Consider the following 22,414-nt stretch of genomic DNA (forward strand, 5'->3'; position numbering starts at 1 on the left):
ATTGCACTAAGCTGTTAACTCTTACCAAACGGAAAGAGTGACTGTATGTTGTATCGTCGTTTTGAACGTTTTATCAATATTTTCCAGGATGCACCAACCGATTCTCCCCCTTCCAGCGTCTGGCCGTTTTACCTCTATTATCTGCGTCAGGTGTGGCCGAGCTTTGTCGCCCTGCTGATTGTGGGATTAGCGCAGGCGCTGATTGAAGTGGCGCTGTTCAGCTATCTCAGTCGCATCATCGATCTGGTCAATCACTCAACGCCCGCCACGCTGTTCACCGACAACTGGCAGGTACTGCTATGGATGGGTTTTGTCGCGCTGATTCTGCGGCCGGTGATTATCGCGCTGCACGATATGCTGGTGCATCAAAGCATTAACCCGAGCATGACCAGCATGATCCGTTGGCAGCACCACAACTACGTGCTGCGTCAGAGCCTGAACTTCTTCCAGAACGATTTCGCCGGGCGCATCGCTCAGCGCATCATGCAGACCGGTAACTCCCTGCGCGATTCCGCAGTGCAGCTGGTGGATGCCATCTGGCATGTGGTGATCTACGCCGTGACGTCACTGGTGCTGTTCGCCGAAGCCGACTGGCGTTTGATGATTCCGCTGATTATCTGGATCGTTGCCTATAGCGTCTCGCTGAGCTTCTTTGTGCCGCGCGTAAAGCAGCGTTCGGTGGTTTCTTCAGAAGCGCGTTCTAAATTGATGGGCACCATAGTCGATGGCTACACCAACATCGCCACCATCAAACTGTTCGCGCACAACGATTTGGAAAAGCGCTACGCGCGCGAAGCGATTCAGGAGCAAACCGACAAAACCCAGCACGCCAGCCGCATGGTCACCACCATGGATATCACGCTGTCGACGCTGAATGGCCTATTGATTGTCAGCACTTCCGGGCTGGCACTGTGGCTGTGGAGCCAGTCGCTGATCAGCGTCGGTGCGATTGCATTAGCCACCGGCCTGGTGATTCGCCTGGTGAACATGTCCGGCTGGATTATGTGGGTGGTGAACGGCATCTTTGAGAACATCGGCATGGTGCAAGATGGATTGAACACCATCGCGCAGCCACTGAGCGTGCAGGATGAACCGCAGGCGAAAAACCTGCAGGTGACGAGCGGGCAGATTCGATTTGAAGATGTACGCTTTGATTACGGCGGCAGCCGTCAGGTGATCAATCGCCTCAACCTGAATATCAAACCGGGTGAAAAAATCGGTTTGATTGGGCCATCCGGCGCGGGTAAATCAACGCTGGTGAACCTGCTGCTGCGACTGTACGACATCAACGGCGGGCGCATCCTGATTGACGATCACAACATCGCCGAAGTGACGCAAGAGAGTCTGCGCGGCCAGATTGGCATGATTACTCAGGACACCTCACTGCTGCATCGTTCGATTCGAGAAAACCTGTTGTACGGGCGACCTAACGCCACGGAAGATGAACTGCAGGCGGCGATTATTCGCGCCCGTGCCGACGAGTTCATTCCGCTGCTGTCCGATCCACAGGGCCGCACCGGGCTGGATGCACATGTGGGTGAGCGCGGAGTGAAACTGTCGGGCGGTCAGCGTCAACGTATCGCCATCGCCCGCGTGCTCCTGAAAGATGCACCGATTCTGATTATGGATGAGGCGACTTCCGCCCTCGATTCCGAAGTCGAAGCGGCGATTCAGGAGAGCCTGGAAACGCTGATGCAAGGCAAAACGGTGATTGCCATCGCGCACCGCCTTTCGACTATCGCCAAAATGGATCGACTGGTGGTGCTGGATAAAGGTGAAATCGTGGAGATGGGTAACCACCGTGAACTGCTGGCGCACAATGGACTCTACGCGCGCCTGTGGCAGCATCAGACCGGCGGCTTTGTCGGCGAAGATTAATCGCCGCGTCGATACGGCAGGGCTTCGCGCGCCTCAATGGCATAGGCGCGAATCCCTGCACGTTCCTGCACTAAATACTCTTCTACGGCTTCACGCAATCCCGGATGGCACAGGTAGTGCCAGGAATGGGTAATCTGCGGCTCGAAGCCACGCACCAGTTTGTGCTCGCCCTGCGCACCGGCATCAAAACGCTGTAATCCTTCGGCAATGGCGAAATCCATGCCCTGATAAAAGCAGGTTTCAAAGTGCAGACGGTCAAACTCTGCCAGACAGCCCCAGTAACGCCCGTACAGCGAATTGCCATCCACCAGATAGAACGCCATGGCGGCCGGATGGCCCTGCAGCGTGGCCATGGCCACGCGAATCGAGCGCGGCATGCGTTCGGCCAGCAGACTAAAGAATTGCCGGGTGAGGTAAGGACGCTGACCACGTACCGCATAGGTGTTGGCGTAGCAGGTGTAGACGAAATCCCACTGATCTTCACTGAGTTCGTCACCACGATACCAGTTGAACTCAAAGCCGCTGCTTTGCACCTGCTCACGCTCTTTGCGCAGCTGTTTACGTTTGCGTGACATCAGCGTGTCGAGGAAATCCTGAAAATCGCGGTAGCCTTTATTATGCCAGTGATACTGGATGCCGAGACGCGCGAGCCAGTCGGGCTGCTGTTCCATCACATCGTTGGCGAACGGCGTGGTGAAATTGATATGTGCACCGCTCAGGCCATGCTGTACCAGTTCATCAGGCAACGCCGCGAGCAGTTGGCTGATAGCGGCTCCTTCACCCAATAAACGCGCACCGGTGACCGGGCTAAACGGGATCGCACCCAGCCATTTTGGATAGTATTGAATGCCGGCGCGGTGGCAGGCATCGGCCCACGCATGATCGAATACGTATTCACCTTGCGAATTGCGTTTGCGATAGCCCGGCAACGCGGCGCTGAGCACGCCCTTTTCCCGCCACAGCAAGTGATCCGGTTGCCAGCCGTTTTCCGGCCGCACGCTGCCGCTCTCTTCCAGAGTGAGCAGAAAGGCATGGCGTAAAAACGGTTGATCGTCAGGTAACAGCGCATCCCATTCGAGGGCGGAAATCTCCGCCAGCGATGACAGATGAAGCAAAGACATGCATGGCTCCCGGCCAGCTAAAGGCGAACAACTAGTTCAACAGGTTTTGTTGCAAGGGAAAAGAGGGGGCGCACTGAATGTGAATCGACTGGAAGGGGCTTGAGGATGAAAAAAAGCTTCCACCACTTGAGGAAGCTGTAGTGCAGGATCGTTTAGCCGATAAGTTTCAGGTCACCTTTGCGGTGGCGTTTCTGCTCATCATAGTAATTCTCATGCGTGCCGAGACTCAGCAAATAGATTTCCAATCTCTGATCTACCCAACTGTAACCCAACAGATATTGCTGCTTACCCAAGTAAAACTTGTGCACCCAGAGATAGCTCAGATCACCTTTCTTGCGTTCGCCTATCTCTGGGTTCGCAATGATGCGATCAATCTCTTCATCAACACCCTCTTTGTCCTGTTCCGTCAGGCGGTTAAAAGCCTTCTCAAAACGACCTGTTTGATATACTTCAACTTCCTGTCCGGTCTTTTCTGCGCACATATTTTTTGACCTTGCCGTTATCCATTTCTGCTTTAGCCAGTAAGATCTCATTGATGAATGAGAACGTCAGATCGGGATTATCCTCTGCTATGCGACCAATCCTGGCCCAGTGCTCAATCTGTTTCGGCACGCTGCGACTCATTGCTTCGGCATGTGTTCTCACATCTTCAACGAAATCATCGTCTAAGCGAATGCTGGTTGCCATATATAAACCTCTTGTTGTCGCCACCCGCGACGGTGTGGTGAGGGTGTACTATCAATACGTCATTGTTTGACGTACAGCAGATGAGATTGTGCGACATTTTGTCGCATTTAGCAATTTATGATAGCAACGCGATTTATCGTTGATCATTAACGAGTGTGTATACTCACCCTTTTCACCTCAGGAACCGCCATGGATCGCCTCGATTGTGACCGCATGTTTGTCGCTGTGCTGGAAGTCGGCAGTTTTGCTGGTGCCGCCGAGCGCCTTGGCACCAGCAGCGGGCAGGCGTCCAAGCTGGTTTCCCGGCTGGAACAAGAACTGGGCGTGCAGTTGTTTAAACGCAGCACGCGTGCACTGTCACCCACGGAAGTGGGTCGCGCCTATTACGAACGCGTGAAAACGCTGCTGGAGGCGTTCGACACGCTGGACGCCACGGTGCGAGAAAACGCCACCACACCGACGGGGCGCTTAAAAATCAGCGCGCCCGGCACCTTTGGTACAGCGGTGCTCGCCAGCGTACTCGTGGCGTTTGCACGTCACTATCCGCTCATTGAACTGGATGTTAACTTCTCCGATCGTGCAGTGAACATCGTCGACGAGGGCTTCGATATGGCGATTCGCATTGGCAAACTGGATGACAGCAGCCTGATTGCACGTCGTCTGGGTGATGTACCGATTCGCGTGGCGGCCTCGCCGGGCTATCTACTGCAACACAGCACACCGCAGCACTGGCGTGACCTCGCGACGCATCAATGTATTAGCGACACCAACTTCCGCGATCCCTGGCACTGGCCATTTGTGACGCCCTGCGGCGACAGTGTCAGCATGCCGATTCGTGGCCGCTTGTGTTTCTCCAATACCGAAGCTTGTTTGCAGGCAGCGATTGCCGGATTGGGTATCGCCCGTCTGCCCGGTTTTATTGCCGCACCAGCGCTACAACGAGGCGAAATTGTCTCGCTGCTGGATAACTTCGCCACGCCGCCGATGGGCTTGTTTGCCCTCTATCCTCCCGCCCGCCATCTGGCGCAGAAGACCCGCTTACTGATCGATTTCCTCGCCGATCATTTCCAGCAGCATCCTCCCGGCTGATTCCTTCCAATTTGGAAGCAATGAAAGCCGTTTTGCCCGGATTATCACCTAAGCGGCAGCGCGGTATGCTCACTCCATCACCAGAGAGGAGTCGAGCATATGTTGGTTAACGGTAAGTGGAGCGCAGAGTGGCATCCGGTTCAAGCCACCGATAAACAGGGCGGATTTGTCCGTCAGACGTCCAGTTTTCGCCCTGGATTACCGCAGACGGCTCCAGCGAATTTGCCGCCGAGCCGGATCGCTATCATCTGTATGTGGCGCTGATCTGCCCCTGGGCTTCACGCACGCTGGTCGCACGCAGTCTGAAAGGACTGGAGAAAGTGATCAGCGTCTCAGTGGTTGAGCCACAACTGGGTGCTCAGGGCTGGCATTTTGGTGATTATCCGGGTGCTGATCGTGACTGGCTCAATAAAGCCGAGTACATCCATGAGTTATATACCCGCGCCGATGCTGACTTTACCGGCCGCGCCACGGTGCCAGTGCTGTGGGATAAAAAGACGCAGACCATTGTGAACAACGAATCTGCTGACATCCTGCGTATGCTCAACAGCGGTTTTGGCTATCTGGCGGACAACAGCCTCGATCTTTATCCAGAGGATCTGCGTGCTGAGATCGACGCGATCAACGAATCGATCTATCCACGTCTCAACAACGGCGTGTATCGCACTGGTTTTGCCACTACGCAGGTGAGCTATCAGCAGGCGTTTAATGATGTGTTCAGCCAGTTAGACGAACTTGAACAGCGTATGAAAGATGGCCGTACCTTCCTGCTCGGCGAGCGCCTGACTGAAGCCGATATTCGGTTGTTCGTGACGCTGGTGCGTTTTGACGTTGCCTATCATGGCCTGTTCAAATGCAACCTGCGCCGTCTGCGCGACTATCCGCTGCTCGATCGCTATCTGAAGAGTATGCTGGCAGTTTCAGGTGTGCGTCAGACAGTGAACATCGACCATATCAAACAGGGCTACTACTCGATTAAGGCGCTGAACCCGAATGGGATTGTGCCGGTAGGCCCGGATATGGCGGATTACGGACTTTAAGGAGCAGGATGATGGTAAAAGCGTTGGTGATTTTTTTACATGGTGTGGGCAGTAATGGCGACGATCTGGCGGTACTCGGCCAGCACTGGGCTAGCCTGCTGCCGGATGTGGCTTTTGCCTCGCCGAATGCGCCCTATCCGTTTGAACATGCGATGGGTTATCAGTGGTTTAGCCTAACGGGCATTACCCCAGAAAATCGTCCCGCTCGCGTGCGTCAAGCCCGCGCGGCGTTTGATGAAACACTGCAACAGCTGATGGCGCAGCACGGTATGGCGGATGCCTGGGATAAAGTCATTCTGGTGGGCTTTTCTCAGGGCTCGATTATGGCGCTGGATGCACTGGCATCTGGCCGTTATCCGCTAGCGGGCGTGGTGGCGTTTTCCGGCCGGTTGTCTTTTGAGGGTGCATTAACACCCAACCCGCAGACCCCGGCCCTGCTGATTCACGGCAAAGTGGATGATGTGATTCCGTTTAGCGAGAGTGAATCTGCGGTAGCGCGTCTGCAGGCGGCAGGCGTCACGGTGGAAGCGCGCTATGAAGCCGCTACCGGCCACACCATTTCGTCACAGGGTGCGATGCAGGCAGCCGCATTCATTGCCCAGTGTTTGCAGGACTAAGGCCAGTAGCGATTTAATGCGCGCCAGGCTTGTTGCGCGGCCACTTCCGGCGGTTGCGCTTTCAGCCCATCGTTAAACACTTCAATGCCGACCGGGCCACGATAGCTGGCGCTTTTTAGCTTATCGACAAAGCGATCCACTTCAATAATGCCGTCACCGGGCAATAAGCGCTGGTGACGCGCAAAATCGCTCAACGCGCCCCTCTCTTGCGGCGGTATCTCTGCCATATCACACAGCTGCACTTCATAGATACGATCGGCAGGAATGCCATCCAGCTGCGAGGCATCACCGCCTAAAGCACAGATGTGGAACAGATCGACCACCAGTCCAATATTCGGCTGGTCCAGACGCTGCAATCGTTCCCACGCCAGCGGCAGCGTATTATCCACGCTGCACCACGCCATGGGTTCGTACATGATGCGCATGTTATAGCGCGCGGCTTCCGAGGCCATCCAACGCAGATCTTCATCGATGCGCTCCGCCACGCAATCTTCACGCGTGGTGGCCGGAGCCTGAATGGTGTTGCAACCGATAGACTGCGCAATCTGGATAAACTGCCGCAGCTCTTCACGCTTCTGTAAACGTTCGCGGTCAGGGCTGCCGGTAAAGTCGCGCAGTACCTGAACATTGGTAAATCCCAGGTTTAACTCTTGGGCCAGCTGCGGCGTACTGGCCTCCACATCATCCCGCCAGATTTCGACCTGATCGAAACCGGCGGCACGGGCCGCGCGCAGTTTCTGCTCAGGTTCACCGTTTAACAACACCAGGTTAAGGAATTTGGGGTTACTTCGCATCAACGGGCTCCCTAATCGTCCGGATAAATCGGTGACAGGTTCTGCTTGTCACGCAAACAGAACAGCGACCAGTATCTACCTCTTAGGCGTTATTTCAAGCCCGTGATGCGCAGGGCCTTTATCCCAGCAGATTCACCACCGCAAAGCCGGCGAAGGTCATCAGCAGTGAACCCATCACATGCACCATCACGCTCGACATCGCCCAGAGGTATTTACCGGTTTGCAGCAAGCCGACAATTTCCGCTGAAAAGGTAGAGAAGGTGGTTAAACCGCCGCACAAGCCAGTGACGATCAGCAATTTCCAGAAAGGGTCAGTATGCGGATTGCGGACAAAAAACGCCAACGCTGCACCGATGATAAACCCGCCAATCAGATTCACCATTAAGGTGCCCGGCGGCAGATTAGGAAACAACGCGTTGAACCGCAGGGAAATGAGCCAGCGTAGCGAGCAGCCCACGGCACCGCCAAGCACAACAGCCAGTAACGACTTCAACATACTTTTGGAGCTCCTGAAATGAGTTACGCGCAGGGCCGCGGCAGGACAGAAAAACGCCTGACACACCGCCGTCTCCCGCGCAGGGATACGAGTGTTGTCAGGCGTCATCAGCCGTCTGTTTCCAGAACGGCGGTTGGGGAAGGTGGCACGCCATCACCTTAGAAGGACGATAATACGCTGGCGCAGCGGGGGTGACAATACACCAGAGATCAGTGCGTCATTAATGCACAAGTATGCGTCGCAGTAATAATTGTTGGATGCTTTGCCGGTATGACACAAGCACATGAACGAACACCGTGTTTTCTTCAATTGAAAATAATATGCGGTAGTTTTCACTGCTGTTGAATTCGCGGTAACGCGTGACACCCAAATCAGCCAATTGGGAACTCACGGGGCAACTTGAAGGAAAATTGCGTACTCGCGATTCAAACTCGTCAATCACTCGCGCAATGATAGCGTTGTAATCGTTACCTAAACGGCGATGAAAAGCAGAAATCTTTTCCAGACTTAATCGAACAGTGGGGAGATAAATAATAGTGAACTGCTCATCCTTGTGCTCCATATCATCCTCACAGGCCTTCGAGTAACTGTTCGCGAGTCATACCTTTCCCAGCAGCTTTATCCTCTTCCGAGAGGGCCAGCAATTTAAGTAGAGCTAGCGTTTCATCCCGTTGTTGGCGCTCTTCCCAAGACTCAATAACATACGCTGGTGTGCCGTTTTGCGTCACAAGAATTGGCTCGGAAAGATCGAGAGCGGCTGCATTTTTTTTGATATAGCTAATCGTTTCGATTTTCATAAACACCTCCTTAATAGACTAAATTTAGACTTTTTATGTCCTGGTGGCAATGGTTGTTTATCACCCATTTTAAGAACAAAAGGAGATCCCGATGCGTACCCTGATTTTTGACACTGATATTGGCGTGGATGATGCCTTTGCGCTGGCCTATGCGGCGAAAACTCAGCAGCTGTTGGGCATCACCACGGTATTCGGCAATGTGGCGGTGGGCCAGGCGGTGAAAAATGCCCGGCTGTTCTGCGAAATGATGGGGATTGAAGCATCGGTATATCGCGGCTGCTCGCGTCCGCTGGCGTTGGCCCCTTCTGCACCCGCCACGCTGCACGGTCTGGATGGATTGGGTGATGCGTTCGAGAACTCACACAGTGAAGATGCGCCCAGCGCGGTGCAGTTCATTATTGATAGCGTGCGCGCGCAGCCTCATGCCATCACCATCGTGGCGATTGGTCCGCTGACCAATATCGCCAGCGCCATCAATCAAGCGCCGGATATCATTCCACTGGTGAAAGAGTTAGTGATCATGGGTGGTGCCTTTGGCACTGACGGCCATTCCGGTAACGTCTCACCGTTTGCCGAGTTCAATATCTGGAAAGATCCGCATGCTGCCGATCAGGTGCTGGCCTCGGCGCTGCCGGTGGTGGTTCTCCCGCTAGATGTGACGCACAAGGTTCTGATTACCGGCGATGAAGTGCGGCAGTTAAATCAACCGGTATTGAGCGCCATCTGCCGTCCTTATCTGGCCTACAGCCTGCAAAAAGAGGGATTTGATGGCATGGCGCTGCACGACACCTTGACACTTTCCTGGCTGGCATTGCCGCAGGCGTTTACCGTGACCGAAGCCCCAGTGCGCGTGATAACGGAAGGCATCAGCCGCGGTCAAACAGTACGACGCCTTAGCGCCCTCGCCTCGCGCGAAGATCCGTTTGCCGGACTCCGCCCACAGCGCTTGTGCCTCGGCGTGGATGCCGAAGCGGTGCGGGAACACTTTTTTGCCACATTGCGGGCATAATATTCTTGTTCGCGATCAATAGCCTAATACCTGTAGATTAAGCGACAGGTATTAGGGTATCTGACGCTCAATAAAAAGAAAAATCACGCTAAGTTATTCTGGATATGTGTAAACCCAACACCCACGTTAATTTCTCATTTTACAGAAGGGTCTGAATAAGTATTATCAAGTCATCTACCAAACAAAGGATTTGTGAAATGGATGAAGCATTACTCGCTATGATGCGCTCGAATGGGCGTAATAAGGCTTGGGCAGAAACGATGGTAAATCTTGAAGCCCGGAAACTGATTGAAACAGCCAACCGTCTAGGCGGCTTCCACATTAAAGATGGACTGACCCGACTCCAGTTCGTGCAGGAAATAAGGGATGTTATTGAAGCTCAGTTCAAGATTGCCAGGCGGGCAAAGACCGATGAGGAATGCATTGCCTGCATAAAGAATCTTCGCGAAGAAACAGATAACCTTATTGAGCAAGACAGGTTATTAAGAATGAAGACTGCGCAACTGTACGCTAAGGTCGAATTTGTCAGGCAGAACAACAAAATTGTTGGTTACACCCTATCTGCTGTCCATATTGCCATATCGGGTATTGCTCTCTTTACCGGCTTCATGATGATATCAACGATGACGCCGATTGGGATGCTGGCCGGGGCTGTGCTCGTTACTGATGGATTTAATGGTGTATCACAGGAAGTTATCAATCATTTATCGCCTGCAGGTAGTGCTCATTCAGAAGGTATTTTTGGTGACGCCGCTATGGAAGGGGCTGAGTTCTTAGGTTTTAAGCCTGAGACTGGACTCGCTTTTTACAATGCAGTCACACTTACAGCCAGTGTATACAGTGTTTTCGGAGTAGCTAGAAAAGCCGGGGCGTGGCGTCTTTTCAGATCGATGCCTACCGATTTTTTCCGAAAAGTTGACAGTATGAGCAGGCCAAAGCTCACAATGAACATCGTGGGCTATGGCCTAAAAGCAAAAGTCGTGTTTGACCTACTGACTTTAGACCATTCGTCACATTAAGGCCGATTTGCCCGCCAGTAGCGCCATGACTTGTAGCAAAGCACTGGGGGCTGGCCAATCATCATAATCGCAATGCCAAACAGGAAAGCCACTCCACCAGCAATAATTTTTATTCCGGTACTAAACAACACCAGCAATAAAAAAACGATTGTGCACGCGGCGATGATCCAGGTGAGCGTACGGAATCGCCTTGCAAGGTCAAGGATTGCCTCATCAAGCGTCCCGCCATAGCTTTGGACATTATTTTTAACTATCTGCAATTCCGAAGAACTGAACCCAGAACGTAACAGCCCCTCTTCGCTGACTAACATAGCCTTCATCCCTAAATTTTTTGAATCAGATTGCAGGCAGATATAGCAGAATTTTTACTATCAATCGACCTTATCAATTTAGACCGCTACTTCACGTAATTCCGTCTGTTAATATGACATCGAGAGTTGAAGGCCAACCTTCATAGAACGTACGGTAAACATAAATTCTATGTGGGACTTCGTTGACTTGGCGCTATAATACCCTGTAGTGGTTTAATAGATTCGGTTCATTGCTGCGGATCACCTGCCCCTTAAAAGCCCCAGATTGCACTTGCGCGCAAACGCAAATAAAGCTGCCATTTCTAAAAGGCAGCTTAGTTGAATGAGGCTTTAACAAACAAGCATTGCATCATAAATGGCAATACTACGGATTCTCAGAGCCTGGCCCAGCGCGCAGTTAAGCGCACCGACTACCTCGCAAAATGAATCACACCTTTGATCAGCTCACGATTATTAATCACCTCTGTCTCAAAGGTCTCAGCCAAAGTAGAAAAATCATAATGCCGATTCAACATGATATCGGCGCGTAGCTGCCCACTCGCCATCAGTTCGCCGACTTTCGCGAAATCTTCGTGCGTGGCATTGCGACTGCCCATCAAGGTGGTTTCGCGTTTATGGAACTCGATATCCGGGATCACCAAATCGCCTTTATGCAAGCCGACAAACACAATGGTGCCGCCATGACGAATCAGCTTCACCGCACCGTTCATCGCCGCTGGGCTGCCGGTGGCATCAATCACTTTCACCGCCAGACGTCCGCCAAACTCCGCACGCAACGTGGCTTCGAAATCCTCGGCCATAGGGTTGAGGGTCGCGAGCCCCAGTTTGTCTGTGACATGCGCGCGTCGCGGTTCGCTGGTATCGGCCACCACTACCTGGGCACCCGCCGCAGCCGCTATTGCCGCGACGCCGAGACCAATCGGCCCGGCACCGACCACCAACACCTGCTCATCCGCTGCCACCGCCGCCCGACGTACCGCATGCGCGCTAATGGCAAAAGGCTCGATCAGTGCCGCCGCTTCCGGCTCTACATCATCAACAGCTAACAGGTTGCTGGCGGGTACGCTGAGGAACTCACAAAAGCCTCCATCCTGATGTACGCCAATCACCGATATATTTTCGCAGCAGTTGGTCTTCCCACTCAGGCACGCATCGCACTGCTGACATGAAACATAAGGAATGAGCGCCACGCGCTGGCCAACCTGGAAACCCGTTACCCGACTGCCCAGTTCCACCACTTCGCCACACAGCTCATGGCCCAGCACGCGTGGATAGCTAAAGAACGGCTGGTTACCCGCCCAGGCATGAATATCGGTGCCGCAAATCCCGGCGGCGATCGGTTTAATCACAACCTCCTGGGCGGCCGCTGTCGGTTTCTCTCGCTGCTGCCACACCATTTTGCGTGGTTCGGCAACCACCAGAGTTTTCATTGTTGTCATGGGATTCTCCTGTGCTGATGTCGCAGTTATGGCGAAAATCGCTGATATCCGCTTTTTGCACATCCCGAACTGTGAGGCAGGCCAATTTTTTTGGGCTTTGTGTGGTTTTTAATAAATAAAAAACCGGAGAACCGCATGAGCCGAAGCCTGAATTTACGCCAGAACGTGATCAATCAAATGCTGGAAGGCATCGCCCAACGGCACATCCGTTCTCCGCTGCCACCACAGGCTGCGCTGGCTGAAATGTTCAATATCAGCCGTACCACCGTGCGCCATACCTTGCAGCATCTGCATGAGCGCGGCGTGCTGGATAAGGTTGAGGAAACCTACGTTATCGTGCGCGATCCCAGCGAAGAGGATGGCTTTAGTGCATTAACGCCTCCGATTGACCAGCAAGCGCGACAGTTTGAACAGACGTTTTTTAATCTGATCAATCAACGCCAACTCATGCCCGGCGACAGCTTTAGCGAGTTGCAATTGGCGCAACAAGTGAAAACCAGTCCCGTGGTGGTGCGCGAGTTTCTGCTGCGGTTTATGCGTTACGATCTGCTGGAACCGGTAAAGCGCGGCCATTGGCGCATGAAAAAGTTTGATCAGCGATACGCTGAGAACCTGTTCGAACTGCGTGAAATGCTGGAAACACATGCACTTACCCGCTTTCTCAACCTCCCCTCCAGTGATGAGCGCTGGATTCAGGCGCGCGACCTGTTAGATCGCCACCGTGCCATGCGTGACACCATCGCCAGTAACTACCGCCACTTTGCCGCGTTGGATAAAGAGATGCATACGCTGATTCTGTCAGCGGCTAATAATCCGTTCTTCAATCAGTCACTGGAGATCATCTCTGTGATTTTTCACTCGCATTATCAATGGGATGAAACGGATTTAAAACAGCGTAACATCGTGGCACTGGAGGAACATATGGCTATTCTGACCGCGCTAATCAGCCGCCGGGATGTCGAAGCTTTGTGCGCGTTACATAACCATCTTGGTACGGCGAAGTCATCGATGATCCGCTGCATTCGTCAGTACAATTAAAAACCGATTAAAAACCACAATTCTGAAGCGCCCGCACGAATCTGAAACATCCTCGCAACATCCCAACCGGTTTACTTCTAGTCTCCAAAGCAATCCGTTGTGGCAGCACCGTTTCGCTGCCGCAGGACCCCAACCCTCGATAACGATAAGACCCCAGACCTGGGAGGTTGCAATGGAAAATACATCTGCACGTGGCCGTGACGCTGCGCCAACATCCGTCGCCGATGGACAAGACTTTGTCCCGGCACGCGGCGATGTGGTGCGCTCACCGCGCATTAAGAAGATTCAGCTGACCGCCATGTTGCTGCTGCTGTTTGCTGCCATCATCAACTATCTCGATCGTAGCTCGCTGTCAGTGGCAAACATGACCATTCGTGGAGAACTGGGTTTATCCGCCACCGAAATTGGTGTGCTGCTGTCGGCGTTCTCGCTGGCCTACGGCCTGGCACAGTTGCCCTGCGGCGCGCTGCTGGACCGTAAGGGTCCGCGCATCATGCTGGCGCTGGGGATGTTTGTCTGGTCACTGTTCCAGGCCGCTGCCGGTCTGGTGCATAACTTCACCCAGTTTGTGCTGGTACGCATCGGATTGGGCATCGGTGAAGCGCCGATGAACCCGTGCGGCGTTAAGGTGATCAACGACTGGTTCAACATCAAAGATCGCGGCATGCCGATGGGCATGTTTAATGCGGCATCGATGATTGGTCTGTCGATTGCGCCACCGATTCTGGCGGCGATGATGCTGGTGATGGGCTGGCGCGGCATGTTCGTCACCATCGGCGTGCTCGGGATGTTCCTCGCCATTGGCTGGTATCTGATGTATCGCAACCGCGATAACAGCAAACTGAGCGGTGAAGAGATTCACTATCTGCAAGCCGGCAGCGTGGCATCACGCAAAGAGCCGCTGAGCTTTGCCGAGTGGCGCGGTTTGTTCAAGCAGCGCACCATGTGGGGCATGATGATTGGCTTCAGCGGCATCAACTATACCGCGTGGCTCTACATCGCCTGGCTGCCGGGTTATCTGCAATCGACCTACCATCTGGATCTGAAAAGCACCGGCTTGCTGGCGGCGATTCCATTCCTGTTTGGCGCCGCGGGCATGTTGCTGAACGGCTATGTGGTGGATGCGTTGGTGCGTCGTGGAATGGATGCGGTGAAAGTGCGTAAGGTATCGATTGTCAGCGGCATGCTGCTGTCTGCGGCCTTCACCACCTTCGTCACCCGTGCAACAGACACCACCAGTGCAGTGACGCTGATTGGCATGGCGCTGTTCTGCATTCACTTTGCCGGGACATCTTGCTGGGGCTTGATTCACGCTAACGTCACCGCACGTATGACCGCTTCCGTGGGCAGCATCCAGAACTTCGCCAGCTTTGTGTTTGCTTCGTTCGCGCCAGTGATCACCGGTTGGGTGCTGGACACCACCAAGTCATTTAGCCTGGCGCTGATGATTTGTGCAGGCGTGGCCGTGGTGGGCGCACTGGCGTATTTGGTGCTGGTACGTAAACCGATTACGGATGGGGTTTGATTCCCGGTGCGCATTAATGCGCACCCTACGAAAACCGCACCAAGCCATTGTAGGGTCGCCATTAATGGCGACCCAAACGCGCTTAAGTGGCAAGCATTAGGGTATTCATGGCGACCGGGTAAAAAACCGCGTTTCACACTGTCGCGCAATCTCCCACAGCTTATTGCGAATCACCTGTTTCAGCTGCAACGTTGACTGCGATTGCGGCTGATCGCGGCGGCTGATCAACATCACTTCAAACGGCAGCGGTTGTGCCACCGGCAGCAGTTTTAGCTGGTCGGCATAGCGGCAGGCGGTAAACAGATCCACCACGCCCACGCCACCGCCTGCCAGCACCATATCGGCAATCACCGAATAGGTTTTGATCGACAACGACACCGCCGGGTCCAGCCCTTTGTCACGCAACGCACGGTGCAGCACGCGCCCAAGTGGATCCTGGTTCTGCATCATCAACAGGTTATTGGCACACAACCACTCCAGCGTGGCGGGTTCGTTATGGGTGTGATGCTGCGGCAACAGTGCCACCATTGAGGATTGAAACAGCGGTTCCGCCAGCAGATCGGCATCCACCTGCTGACCAAACACCAGCGCGAAATCGAGCTGGTTATCCATGATCATCTGACACAGCGTGCTGAAGTGTTCGGTCACTAACTCCACACTCACCGATGCAGCCTGCTGTCGCCAGTTGACCAGTGCGGGTGCTAATACCATCTGACCAAAAGCGTGTGCAGCACCCACACGCACTGTTTGCCCCTCGCCGCGCCGCAACTGCTCGGTAAGTTGGGTGATGGAGTGTAAACGCTGGTAGAGATCTTCCACTTCGGGCAGTAAACGCCGACCTTCTGCGGTGACCACCATGCCCTGCGCACGACGCTCAAACAGGGCAAAACCCAGCTGCTGCTCGGCATGCGTCAAGACGCGACTCACGTTCGGCTGTGACACATTGAGCAATCGCGCCGCCGCACTGATGCTGCCGGTCTGCACAATCGCCTGAAAGACTTCAATGTGTCGTAATCGCATAATTACTCGCCCCAGGTCGCTTCGAGCACGCGCAGCCAGTTGCCGTGGCAAATTTTTTCCAGCAGTTCACGTGAATAACCGCGTGCCGCCAGCGCGTTCACCACCAGCGGAAAACCGGCCACATCTTTCATGTCGCCCGGCATGGTGGCGCCATCCAGATCGGAACCAAAGCCCACGCCATCTTCACCCACTTTTTCCAGCAGATACTCCACATGCTGCACGATGGCATCCACGGTGGTGGGTGCATGACGATCGCCATCTTCACGCAGGAAAGGTACGGCGAAGTTCACGCCAACAAAGCCGTGGGTTTCTTTGATCGCCGCCAGTTGGCGATCGGTAAGATTGCGCGACTGGGCGCTGATCACATGGGCGTTGGAGTGACTCGCCACCAGCGGTGCATCGCTGATCTCCGCCGTGTGCCAGAAGCCCTTCTCATCCATATGCGACAGGTCAACCATGATGCGGCGCTGATTACAGTCACGCACCAGCTGCTTACCCGCTGCGGTTAAACCGTTACCGACATCGGGTGAAGACGGATAGAGGAACGGCACGCCCTCGCCAAACTGATTGGGTCGGCTCCACAACGGACCCAGGGTACGCAGGCCGCTGGCATACAGGATATCCAGCAATTCGCCATCGGTATCCAGCGCTTCCGCTCCTTCCACGTGCATCACCACCGCCAGCACGCCCTTTGCCATGCAGTCGCGAATATCGCGCACGCTGCGGCAAATCTTCACTTGTCCTTCAGAGGCCTGCTCAATTCGCAGCAGCAGCGCCAGCATCGAAAAAGTGGCATCGCGCGCAGCGCCAATAATTTCCTGAGGAAAATCTGAGAGGTCTGGCGCACTTCTTGCAATCAGAGGGTGAGATGGCACCCAGGTGGCAAATATCCCACCTACCATATTCCCTTGACGGATACGGGGAAGATCCATCTGACCGCGTCCGGTGCCCTGCATGAAGGCCCGCACTGCGTCAGGCTGATGGTGCTGCCAGAGTTTATTGAGCACATCGTTGTGACCGTCAAAGACCGGAATGTTGAAGATGTCAGACATGTTTTATCGGTTCCATATTCGGGAGAAAGCGCAAGCGCTGCCAGCTGGCGGGGCAAATTGCACCAAAAAGAGGCAAGTCTTTACGCATGAAACAAATGGCTTAATCCCATTATTAATCCTCCCGCACTGCGGGAAAGTCAAGACAAAAAACAGCAAAATAAATAAATTTAATTTTAATAATCAATAACTTGGAGTTGTCATGGTAACCAGAAGACGTTTTCTCGCAGGATGCGCCGCCGTCCCTGCTTTTTCCTATCTGAGTCTCAATACCGCCTTCGCTGATACGCCACCGAGTATGTTCGTGATGGCAATGCAATTGGACAACATCACCAGCCTCGACCCGCACGAAAGCTTTGAAGCCACCGGCGGCCAGATCTGCGGCAACATGTACCAGCGCCTGGTCACGCCCGATCCACAAAAAGCCGACAAGGTGATCGGCCAGCTGGCAAAAAGCTGGGATGTCAGCAGTGATAACAGCACCTACACCTTCCACCTCGACCCGGCAGCGAAATTCGCCGATGGCACAGCGCTCACCGCGGAAGATGTCGCCTATTCGATTGAACGTATCGTCAAGCTGGATAAAAGCCCGGCGTTTATCATCAACCAGTTTGGCTTCACCAAAGACAATGTGACGCAGTTAGTTACCGCGAAAGATGCGCATACCGTGGAGATGAAGCTGGGTGCGCCAGCAGCCGAAACCTTCCTGCTGTATTGCCTCTCCGCCACCGTCGGCAGCATCGTGTCGAAGAAAGCCTGTGAAGCCAACCAGCAGAACAACGACTTCGGTAATGCGTGGCTGAAACAGCACAGCGCCGGCTCGGGCGCCTTCACCCTGCGCACCTGGAAAGCCAGCGAAACGGTGATTCTGGAACTGAGCCCGCAATATGCTGCGCAGAGCAAGATTAAGCGCGTGATCCTGAAGCACATCACTGACCCAGCAGCCCAGGCGTTGATGGTGAAGAAAGGGGATGTCGATGCGGCCTACGATCTCACCACCGAGCAGCTGTTGCAGGTGAAAAACGACAGCAACGTGTCGCTGGTCAATCAGTCGCTGTCAGCCATCATGCTGATGTCATGCAACACCAATAATGAATACCTGAAAAAGCCGCAGGTGTGGCAAGCCCTGAAGTGGGCGCTGGACTACGACAGCATCCAGAAGAACATTCTGTCGATGAGCTTTATTACCCATCAAAGCTTCCTGCCAAGCGGCTTCCCGGCCGCGCTGGACGACACGCCGTTCCATAAAGACGTGGCAAAAGCTAAGTCGCTGCTGGCGGAAGCGGGTTATCCCAATGGATTCGAGATCACCCTCGACCATTACTCAATGCAGCCTTATCCCGATATCGCTCAGGCGATCCAGACCCAACTGGGCGCCATTGGCATCAAGGTGTCGTTGATTGCTGCCGAGAACCGCCAGGTGTTGACCAAGATGCGTGCGCGCCAGCATCAACTGGCGCTGACCGTGTGGGGCGCGGACTATTTCGATCCTAACTCCAACACCGAAGCCTTCTGTGTGAATACCGACAACAGCGAAAATGCCCGCAGCCGCACGCTAGCCTGGCGCTGCAGCTGGTCAGATGAAGAGTTCAACAAGCTGACCGAGCAGGCACTGCACGAACCCGATCCGGCGAAGCGTATTGCGCTCTATCAGCAGATTCAGCAGTTGGGCCGCGAGAAAAGTCCGTTCATCTATATGATGCAGAAGACCAAGAATGTCGCCTGCGGCAAAAACATCTCGGATGTGCACATGACGGTGCTGGAGCAATGGCCATACGATCAGGTGAAAAAAGCCTGATGCCTTTACTGAAGAAAATCGTCAGCACCCTGGGAAGCCTGGTGCTGACGCTGTTTGGTCTGTCGGTGCTGACCTTCTTTATTGGTCGAGTGATGCCCACCGATCCAGTGCTGGCGGCGGTGGGTGATAACGCACCGCAGTCCGTGGTGGATCGCGTGCGCATTGAGATGGGGCTGGATCAGCCCCTCTACATTCAGTTCGGCCACTATCTCAACCAATTACTCCATGGCGATCTGGGTAAATCGATTCTCACCTCCAATCCGGTGACCACCGATATTGCGCGCTTCTTCCCCGCCACCATGGAACTGGCGACAGCGGCGATTATTATCGCTGCGCTGGTCGGTATTCCGCTGGGTGTCTGGGCGGCAGTGCGGCAAAGCACCTGGGTCGATCAGACCATCCGCGTGGTGTGCCTGGCGGGGCATTCACTGCCGGTGTTTGTGCTGGCGCTGCTGAGCCTGCTGGTATTCTACGCGGTGTTGGGGATTGCTCCCGGCCCAGGGCGACAGGACATCATCTGGCAGGATATGGTGCCGCAGGTCACTGGCTTTCTCACCATCGACTCGCTGCTCGCGGGTGAAACCGACGCCTTCTGGGATGCGCTGGCACATATGGCGCAGCCGGTATTGATCCTCGCCTACTTCAGCATGGCCTACATCACGCGTATGACGCGCACCTTTATGCTCAATGCCTTGAGCGGCGAGTTCGTGATCACCGCGCGTGCTAAAGGACTGTCATCGCGCCGGGTAATCTGGCGGCATGCCTTCCCTACCGTGGCGGTGCAGCTGGTCACCGTGCTGGCGCTGACCTACGCCGGCTTGCTGGAGGGCGCGGTCGTCACCGAAAACGTCTTCTCCTGGCCCGGCCTCGGACAGTATCTCACCACCTCGCTGATGAACGCCGACATGAATCCGGTGGTCGGTGCCACGCTGCTGGTCGGCACTGTGTATGTGTTGCTGAATCTGCTGGCTGACCTTCTCTATCGACTTTGGGACCCACGCGTAAAATGATCTTCTTCTCTCGTGACTGGCTGCTGGACGATACGCCAGCCAATCGCCGTCAGGCGGTGTGGGGCCGACGCTATCGCTTGTGGCTCAGCCTGCGCAGCAACCCGCTAGCAATGGCCGGATTGGCGGTCATTGCCGTTATGCTATTGCTGGCACTGTTCGCCCCGTGGCTGACGCCCTTTGCCCCCGGCACACAACATCTGGAAAACCGCCTGGCGCTGCCTTCCGTGGCGCACTGGCTCGGCACGGATGAACTCGGCCGCGATGTCTGGACGCGCATTATCTATGGCGGACGTACCACGCTCGGTATGGTGATCGCCGTGGTGCTGCTCACCGCCCCGCTCGGCCTGCTGATCGGCTGTATCGCAGGCTACGCGGGTGGGATTGTGGATAAGACGCTGATGCGTATTACCGACATCTTTCTCGCTTTTCCGCGTTTGATTCTGGCGCTGGCGTTTGTGGCCGCGCTAAAACCCGGCGTGGAGAGCGCGATTCTGGCGATTGCCTTAACCGCCTGGCCGCCGTATGCGCGTCTGGCACGTGCCGAAACCATGCAGTTCCGCCACAGCGATTTTATCGCCGCCAGCCGACTCACCGGTGCCTCGCCGTTGCGCATTATCCTGCGCCACATCATGCCGCTGTGCGTGCCGAGCCTGATTGTGCGTGTCACGCTCGATATGAGTTCCATCATCATCACCGCCGCCAGCCTCGGTTTTCTGGGTATGGGCGCGCAACCGCCGTCACCTGAATGGGGCACCATGATTGCCACCGCGCGCCGCTTCCTGTTTAGCGAATGGTGGGTGCCGCTGATGCCATGCATCGCCATCTTCGTGACCTCACTGGCGTTTAACTTTCTCGGCGACGGTCTGCGCGACGTGCTGGACCCTAAGGAGCGCTAATTGCTGGTGGAAATTGAAAACCTGCGCATTGCTTTTCGCAGTCGCACAGAAACCTTTGAAGCGGTACGCGGCGTGAGTTTTAGCGTGGGCCGCGAGAAGTTCGCCATCGTGGGTGAGAGTGGTTCTGGCAAATCCCTGACCGCACGCTGTCTGATGCAGTTGCTGCCGGGTAATGCGGAAGTCACCGCCGACGTGTTGCGTTTTGACGGTATCGATCTGCGCGGCGCCAGCGAGAAGGTACTGCGCCAGATTCGCGGTAAACGGGTGGGATTCATCCTGCAGGACCCGAAATATTCGCTCAATCCGGTGATGACCATTGGGCAGCAGATTGCGGAAGCCTGGCGCGAGCACAAAGGGGGCAGCCGCAAAGCAGCGATGCTGGCGGCGATTGATCTGCTGGAGCAGGTGAAAATTCGTGATGCCGCCGCGGTGGCGAAGCGCTATCCGCATGAAGTTTCCGGCGGGATGGGCCAGCGCGTGATGATTGCCATGATGCTGGCACCGGATCCAGAACTGCTGATCGCCGATGAGCCTACCAGCGCGCTGGATGCCACGGTACAGGCAGAGATCCTCAAGCTGATTGACGATCTGGTTTCAGCACGCGGCATGGGGTTGATCCTGATCAGTCACGATCTGCCGCTGGTTTCGCACTTTTGCGATCGCGTAGCGGTGATGTACGCCGGACGCATTGTCGAACTGCTGGAGGCAGGACAATTGCAGCAGGCGCAACATCCATACACCCGTGGATTGCTGGCCTGTTTGCCTTCGTTAAAACATCCGCGCGAGCGTTTACCGGTATTGCAGCGCGATGCGGCGTGGCGGGAATAACGCCTTGCCCATCAACGCGGTTTTACCCCCATGCCCGCTTTACGCCCGCAGGATGCGTAGGGATGCGTACCGTTCAACGAACGCACAGAATTTACAGGCAGCTTCATGATTGAAATCGATAACCTGCGCATCGCCTTTGGTGCGCATCAGGTAGTGAAAGGTGTGAGCTTCGCCGTCGCCAACGGCGAAAGCTTTGGCATGGTCGGCGAGAGTGGTTCGGGCAAATCCACTATTCTGCGCGCTCTCGCCGGGCTCAATGCCGACTGGCAAGGCAGCATGAAATTTGGTGGCATGGAGCTGGGCGCCAAACGCAGCCGTGCTTTTTATCGCCAGGTACAGATGGTGTTTCAAGACCCCTTTGGCTCGCTGCACCCGCGTCAAACTATCGACCGCATTTTGCATGAGCCGTTGCTGGTGCATCAGCTTGATCGCGCCGAACAGCGTATCAGCCAGGCGCTGAGTGAAGTTGGCTTACCCGCAGCGGTACGTTTTCGTTATCCGCACCAGCTTTCGGGTGGTCAGCGTCAGCGCGTGGCGATTGCCCGCGCATTGATTGCCGAACCGGAAGTGCTGCTGCTGGATGAGCCCACGTCGGCGCTGGATGTGTCAGTGCAGGCCGAAATCCTGAATTTACTCAGCGATCTACGCAGCGAACGCAAACTCACCTACATTATGGTGACGCATAACCTCGCGGTGGTGACCCATCTGTGCCAGCGCATTGGGGTGATGCAGCACGGTGAGATGGTGGAGCAGTTGAGCGCGGAGGATTTGCGCGCGCGGCGCATCCAGCATCCGCATACCGCTCAACTGTTTGATCTCAGCATGACGCTGGAGGAACCAGCATGACCGCGAACTGGCAACAGGCCGCTGATATCGCACCACTTTTCGATCTCAGCATGACGCTGGAGGAACCAGTATGACCGCAAACTGGCAACAGGCCGCTGATATCGCAC

At 54.9% G+C, this 22,414-nt stretch carries 23 protein-coding genes, 1 pseudogene and 1 riboswitch; of the genes and pseudogenes, 13 read left to right on the plus strand and 11 right to left on the minus strand.

Going from position 1 to position 22,414, the window contains the following annotated elements; genetic code table 11:
• Positions 1-45: 45 nt before the first annotated feature.
• Complete coding sequence (locus tag VI01_RS04465; protein WP_045814126.1) at positions 46-1,878, plus strand: ABC transporter ATP-binding protein; 1,833 nt, start codon at positions 46-48, stop codon at positions 1,876-1,878.
• On the opposite strand, the gene VI01_RS04470 is transcribed toward VI01_RS04465, so the two are convergent.
• The 3 genes from VI01_RS04470 to VI01_RS04480 form a co-directional block, all read right to left on the minus strand.
• Complete coding sequence (locus VI01_RS04470; protein WP_045814127.1) at positions 1,875-2,999, minus strand: GNAT family N-acetyltransferase; 1,125 nt, start codon at positions 2,997-2,999, stop codon at positions 1,875-1,877. The genes VI01_RS04465 and VI01_RS04470 overlap by 4 nt on opposite strands.
• A 152-nt stretch (positions 3,000-3,151) precedes the next feature.
• Positions 3,152-3,481 (minus strand): type II toxin-antitoxin system RelE/ParE family toxin, encoded by a 330-nt coding sequence (locus VI01_RS04475; RefSeq protein WP_045814128.1) that lies wholly within the window; start codon positions 3,479-3,481, stop codon positions 3,152-3,154.
• Positions 3,450-3,686: a ParD-like family protein gene (locus VI01_RS04480; protein ID WP_045814129.1), complete on the minus strand. Its 237-nt coding sequence runs from the start codon at positions 3,684-3,686 to the stop codon at positions 3,450-3,452. Before VI01_RS04480 ends, VI01_RS04475 begins: the two co-directional genes overlap by 32 nt.
• Before the next feature lie 189 nt (positions 3,687-3,875).
• On the opposite strand from VI01_RS04480, the gene VI01_RS04485 reads away from it, so the two are divergent.
• The 3 genes and pseudogenes from VI01_RS04485 (at position 3,876) to VI01_RS04495 (ending at position 6,432) form a co-directional block, all read left to right on the plus strand.
• Entirely contained in the window at positions 3,876-4,775 is a 900-nt protein-coding gene (locus tag VI01_RS04485) for a LysR family transcriptional regulator (protein WP_045814130.1), read from the plus strand.
• Between the two features lie 99 nt (positions 4,776-4,874).
• A pseudogene (locus VI01_RS04490) lies at positions 4,875-5,815 on the plus strand (glutathione S-transferase family protein).
• Between the two features lie 11 nt (positions 5,816-5,826).
• Positions 5,827-6,432, plus strand: coding sequence for an alpha/beta hydrolase (locus VI01_RS04495; RefSeq protein WP_045814131.1), 606 nt, complete (start codon positions 5,827-5,829; stop codon positions 6,430-6,432).
• On the opposite strand, the gene VI01_RS04500 is transcribed toward VI01_RS04495, so the two are convergent.
• The 4 genes from VI01_RS04500 to VI01_RS04515 form a co-directional block, all read right to left on the minus strand.
• Positions 6,429-7,226: a sugar phosphate isomerase/epimerase gene (locus VI01_RS04500; RefSeq protein WP_045814132.1), complete on the minus strand. Its 798-nt coding sequence runs from the start codon at positions 7,224-7,226 to the stop codon at positions 6,429-6,431. The two genes, VI01_RS04495 and VI01_RS04500, sit on opposite strands and share 4 nt — an antisense overlap.
• Positions 7,227-7,344: 118 nt before the next feature.
• The gene (crcB, locus tag VI01_RS04505; RefSeq protein ID WP_045814133.1) at positions 7,345-7,722 is read right to left on the minus strand and encodes a fluoride efflux transporter CrcB; all 378 of its coding nucleotides are present in this window, start codon (positions 7,720-7,722) and stop codon (positions 7,345-7,347) included.
• Positions 7,723-7,813: 91 nt separating this feature from the next.
• Positions 7,814-7,889, minus strand: a riboswitch (Fluoride riboswitch).
• A gap of 53 nt (positions 7,890-7,942) precedes the next feature.
• On the minus strand, positions 7,943-8,284 hold the full coding sequence (locus VI01_RS04510; RefSeq protein WP_045814134.1) for a plasmid stabilization protein: 342 nt from the start codon (positions 8,282-8,284) through the stop codon (positions 7,943-7,945).
• A 7-nt stretch (positions 8,285-8,291) separates the two neighbouring features.
• Entirely contained in the window at positions 8,292-8,519 is a 228-nt protein-coding gene (locus tag VI01_RS04515) for a type II toxin-antitoxin system Phd/YefM family antitoxin (protein WP_034819917.1), read from the minus strand.
• A 91-nt stretch (positions 8,520-8,610) separates the two neighbouring features.
• On the opposite strand from VI01_RS04515, the gene VI01_RS04520 reads away from it, so the two are divergent.
• Together VI01_RS04520 and VI01_RS04525 are read left to right on the plus strand one after the other, a co-directional pair.
• Complete coding sequence (locus VI01_RS04520; protein WP_045814135.1) at positions 8,611-9,528, plus strand: nucleoside hydrolase; 918 nt, start codon at positions 8,611-8,613, stop codon at positions 9,526-9,528.
• 197 nt (positions 9,529-9,725) lie between these two features.
• On the plus strand, positions 9,726-10,547 hold the full coding sequence (locus VI01_RS04525) for a DUF4225 domain-containing protein (protein WP_045814136.1): 822 nt from the start codon (positions 9,726-9,728) through the stop codon (positions 10,545-10,547).
• Here VI01_RS04525 and VI01_RS04530 read toward each other — a convergent pair.
• Positions 10,544-10,858 (minus strand): hypothetical protein, encoded by a 315-nt coding sequence (locus tag VI01_RS04530; protein ID WP_045814137.1) that lies wholly within the window; start codon positions 10,856-10,858, stop codon positions 10,544-10,546. The genes VI01_RS04525 and VI01_RS04530 overlap by 4 nt on opposite strands.
• Positions 10,859-11,268: 410 nt before the next feature.
• On the minus strand, positions 11,269-12,297 hold the full coding sequence (locus tag VI01_RS04535; protein ID WP_045814138.1) for a zinc-binding alcohol dehydrogenase family protein: 1,029 nt from the start codon (positions 12,295-12,297) through the stop codon (positions 11,269-11,271).
• 135 nt (positions 12,298-12,432) lie between these two features.
• Between VI01_RS04535 and VI01_RS04540 the strand changes: the two genes are divergently transcribed.
• Complete coding sequence (locus tag VI01_RS04540) at positions 12,433-13,335, plus strand: GntR family transcriptional regulator (protein ID WP_045814139.1); 903 nt, start codon at positions 12,433-12,435, stop codon at positions 13,333-13,335.
• A 172-nt stretch (positions 13,336-13,507) separates the two neighbouring features.
• Positions 13,508-14,860: an MFS transporter gene (locus VI01_RS04545; protein WP_045814140.1), complete on the plus strand. Its 1,353-nt coding sequence runs from the start codon at positions 13,508-13,510 to the stop codon at positions 14,858-14,860.
• A 105-nt stretch (positions 14,861-14,965) separates the two neighbouring features.
• Here VI01_RS04545 and VI01_RS04550 read toward each other — a convergent pair whose 3' ends face one another.
• Together VI01_RS04550 and VI01_RS04555 are read right to left on the minus strand one after the other, a co-directional pair.
• The gene (locus VI01_RS04550) at positions 14,966-15,880 is read right to left on the minus strand and encodes a LysR family transcriptional regulator (RefSeq protein ID WP_038644186.1); all 915 of its coding nucleotides are present in this window, start codon (positions 15,878-15,880) and stop codon (positions 14,966-14,968) included.
• Positions 15,881-15,882: 2 nt separating this feature from the next.
• The gene (locus VI01_RS04555) at positions 15,883-16,932 is read right to left on the minus strand and encodes a dipeptidase (RefSeq protein WP_045814141.1); all 1,050 of its coding nucleotides are present in this window, start codon (positions 16,930-16,932) and stop codon (positions 15,883-15,885) included.
• A 199-nt stretch (positions 16,933-17,131) separates the two neighbouring features.
• Here VI01_RS04555 and VI01_RS04565 point away from each other — a divergent pair, with 199 nt between their 5' ends.
• The 5 genes from VI01_RS04565 (at position 17,132) to VI01_RS04585 (ending at position 22,307) form a co-directional block, all read left to right on the plus strand.
• Positions 17,132-18,727 carry an ABC transporter substrate-binding protein gene (locus VI01_RS04565; RefSeq protein ID WP_045814143.1) on the plus strand — a complete coding sequence of 532 codons (1,596 nt, stop codon included), beginning with the start codon at positions 17,132-17,134 and terminating at the stop codon, positions 18,725-18,727.
• Positions 18,727-19,737 carry an ABC transporter permease gene (locus VI01_RS04570; protein WP_038644180.1) on the plus strand — a complete coding sequence of 337 codons (1,011 nt, stop codon included), beginning with the start codon at positions 18,727-18,729 and terminating at the stop codon, positions 19,735-19,737. Before VI01_RS04565 ends, VI01_RS04570 begins: the two co-directional genes overlap by 1 nt.
• Positions 19,734-20,633 carry an ABC transporter permease gene (locus tag VI01_RS04575; protein WP_045814144.1) on the plus strand — a complete coding sequence of 300 codons (900 nt, stop codon included), beginning with the start codon at positions 19,734-19,736 and terminating at the stop codon, positions 20,631-20,633. Before VI01_RS04570 ends, VI01_RS04575 begins: the two co-directional genes overlap by 4 nt.
• Entirely contained in the window at positions 20,634-21,461 is an 828-nt protein-coding gene (locus VI01_RS04580; protein ID WP_045814145.1) for an ABC transporter ATP-binding protein, read from the plus strand.
• 105 nt (positions 21,462-21,566) lie between these two features.
• Positions 21,567-22,307 carry an ABC transporter ATP-binding protein gene (locus VI01_RS04585; protein ID WP_045814146.1) on the plus strand — a complete coding sequence of 247 codons (741 nt, stop codon included), beginning with the start codon at positions 21,567-21,569 and terminating at the stop codon, positions 22,305-22,307.
• Positions 22,308-22,414: the final 107 nt, after the last annotated feature.

The organism is Pantoea sp. SM3, assembly GCF_000963995.1.
GTDB lineage: Bacteria > Pseudomonadota > Gammaproteobacteria > Enterobacterales > Enterobacteriaceae > Pantoea > Pantoea rwandensis_B.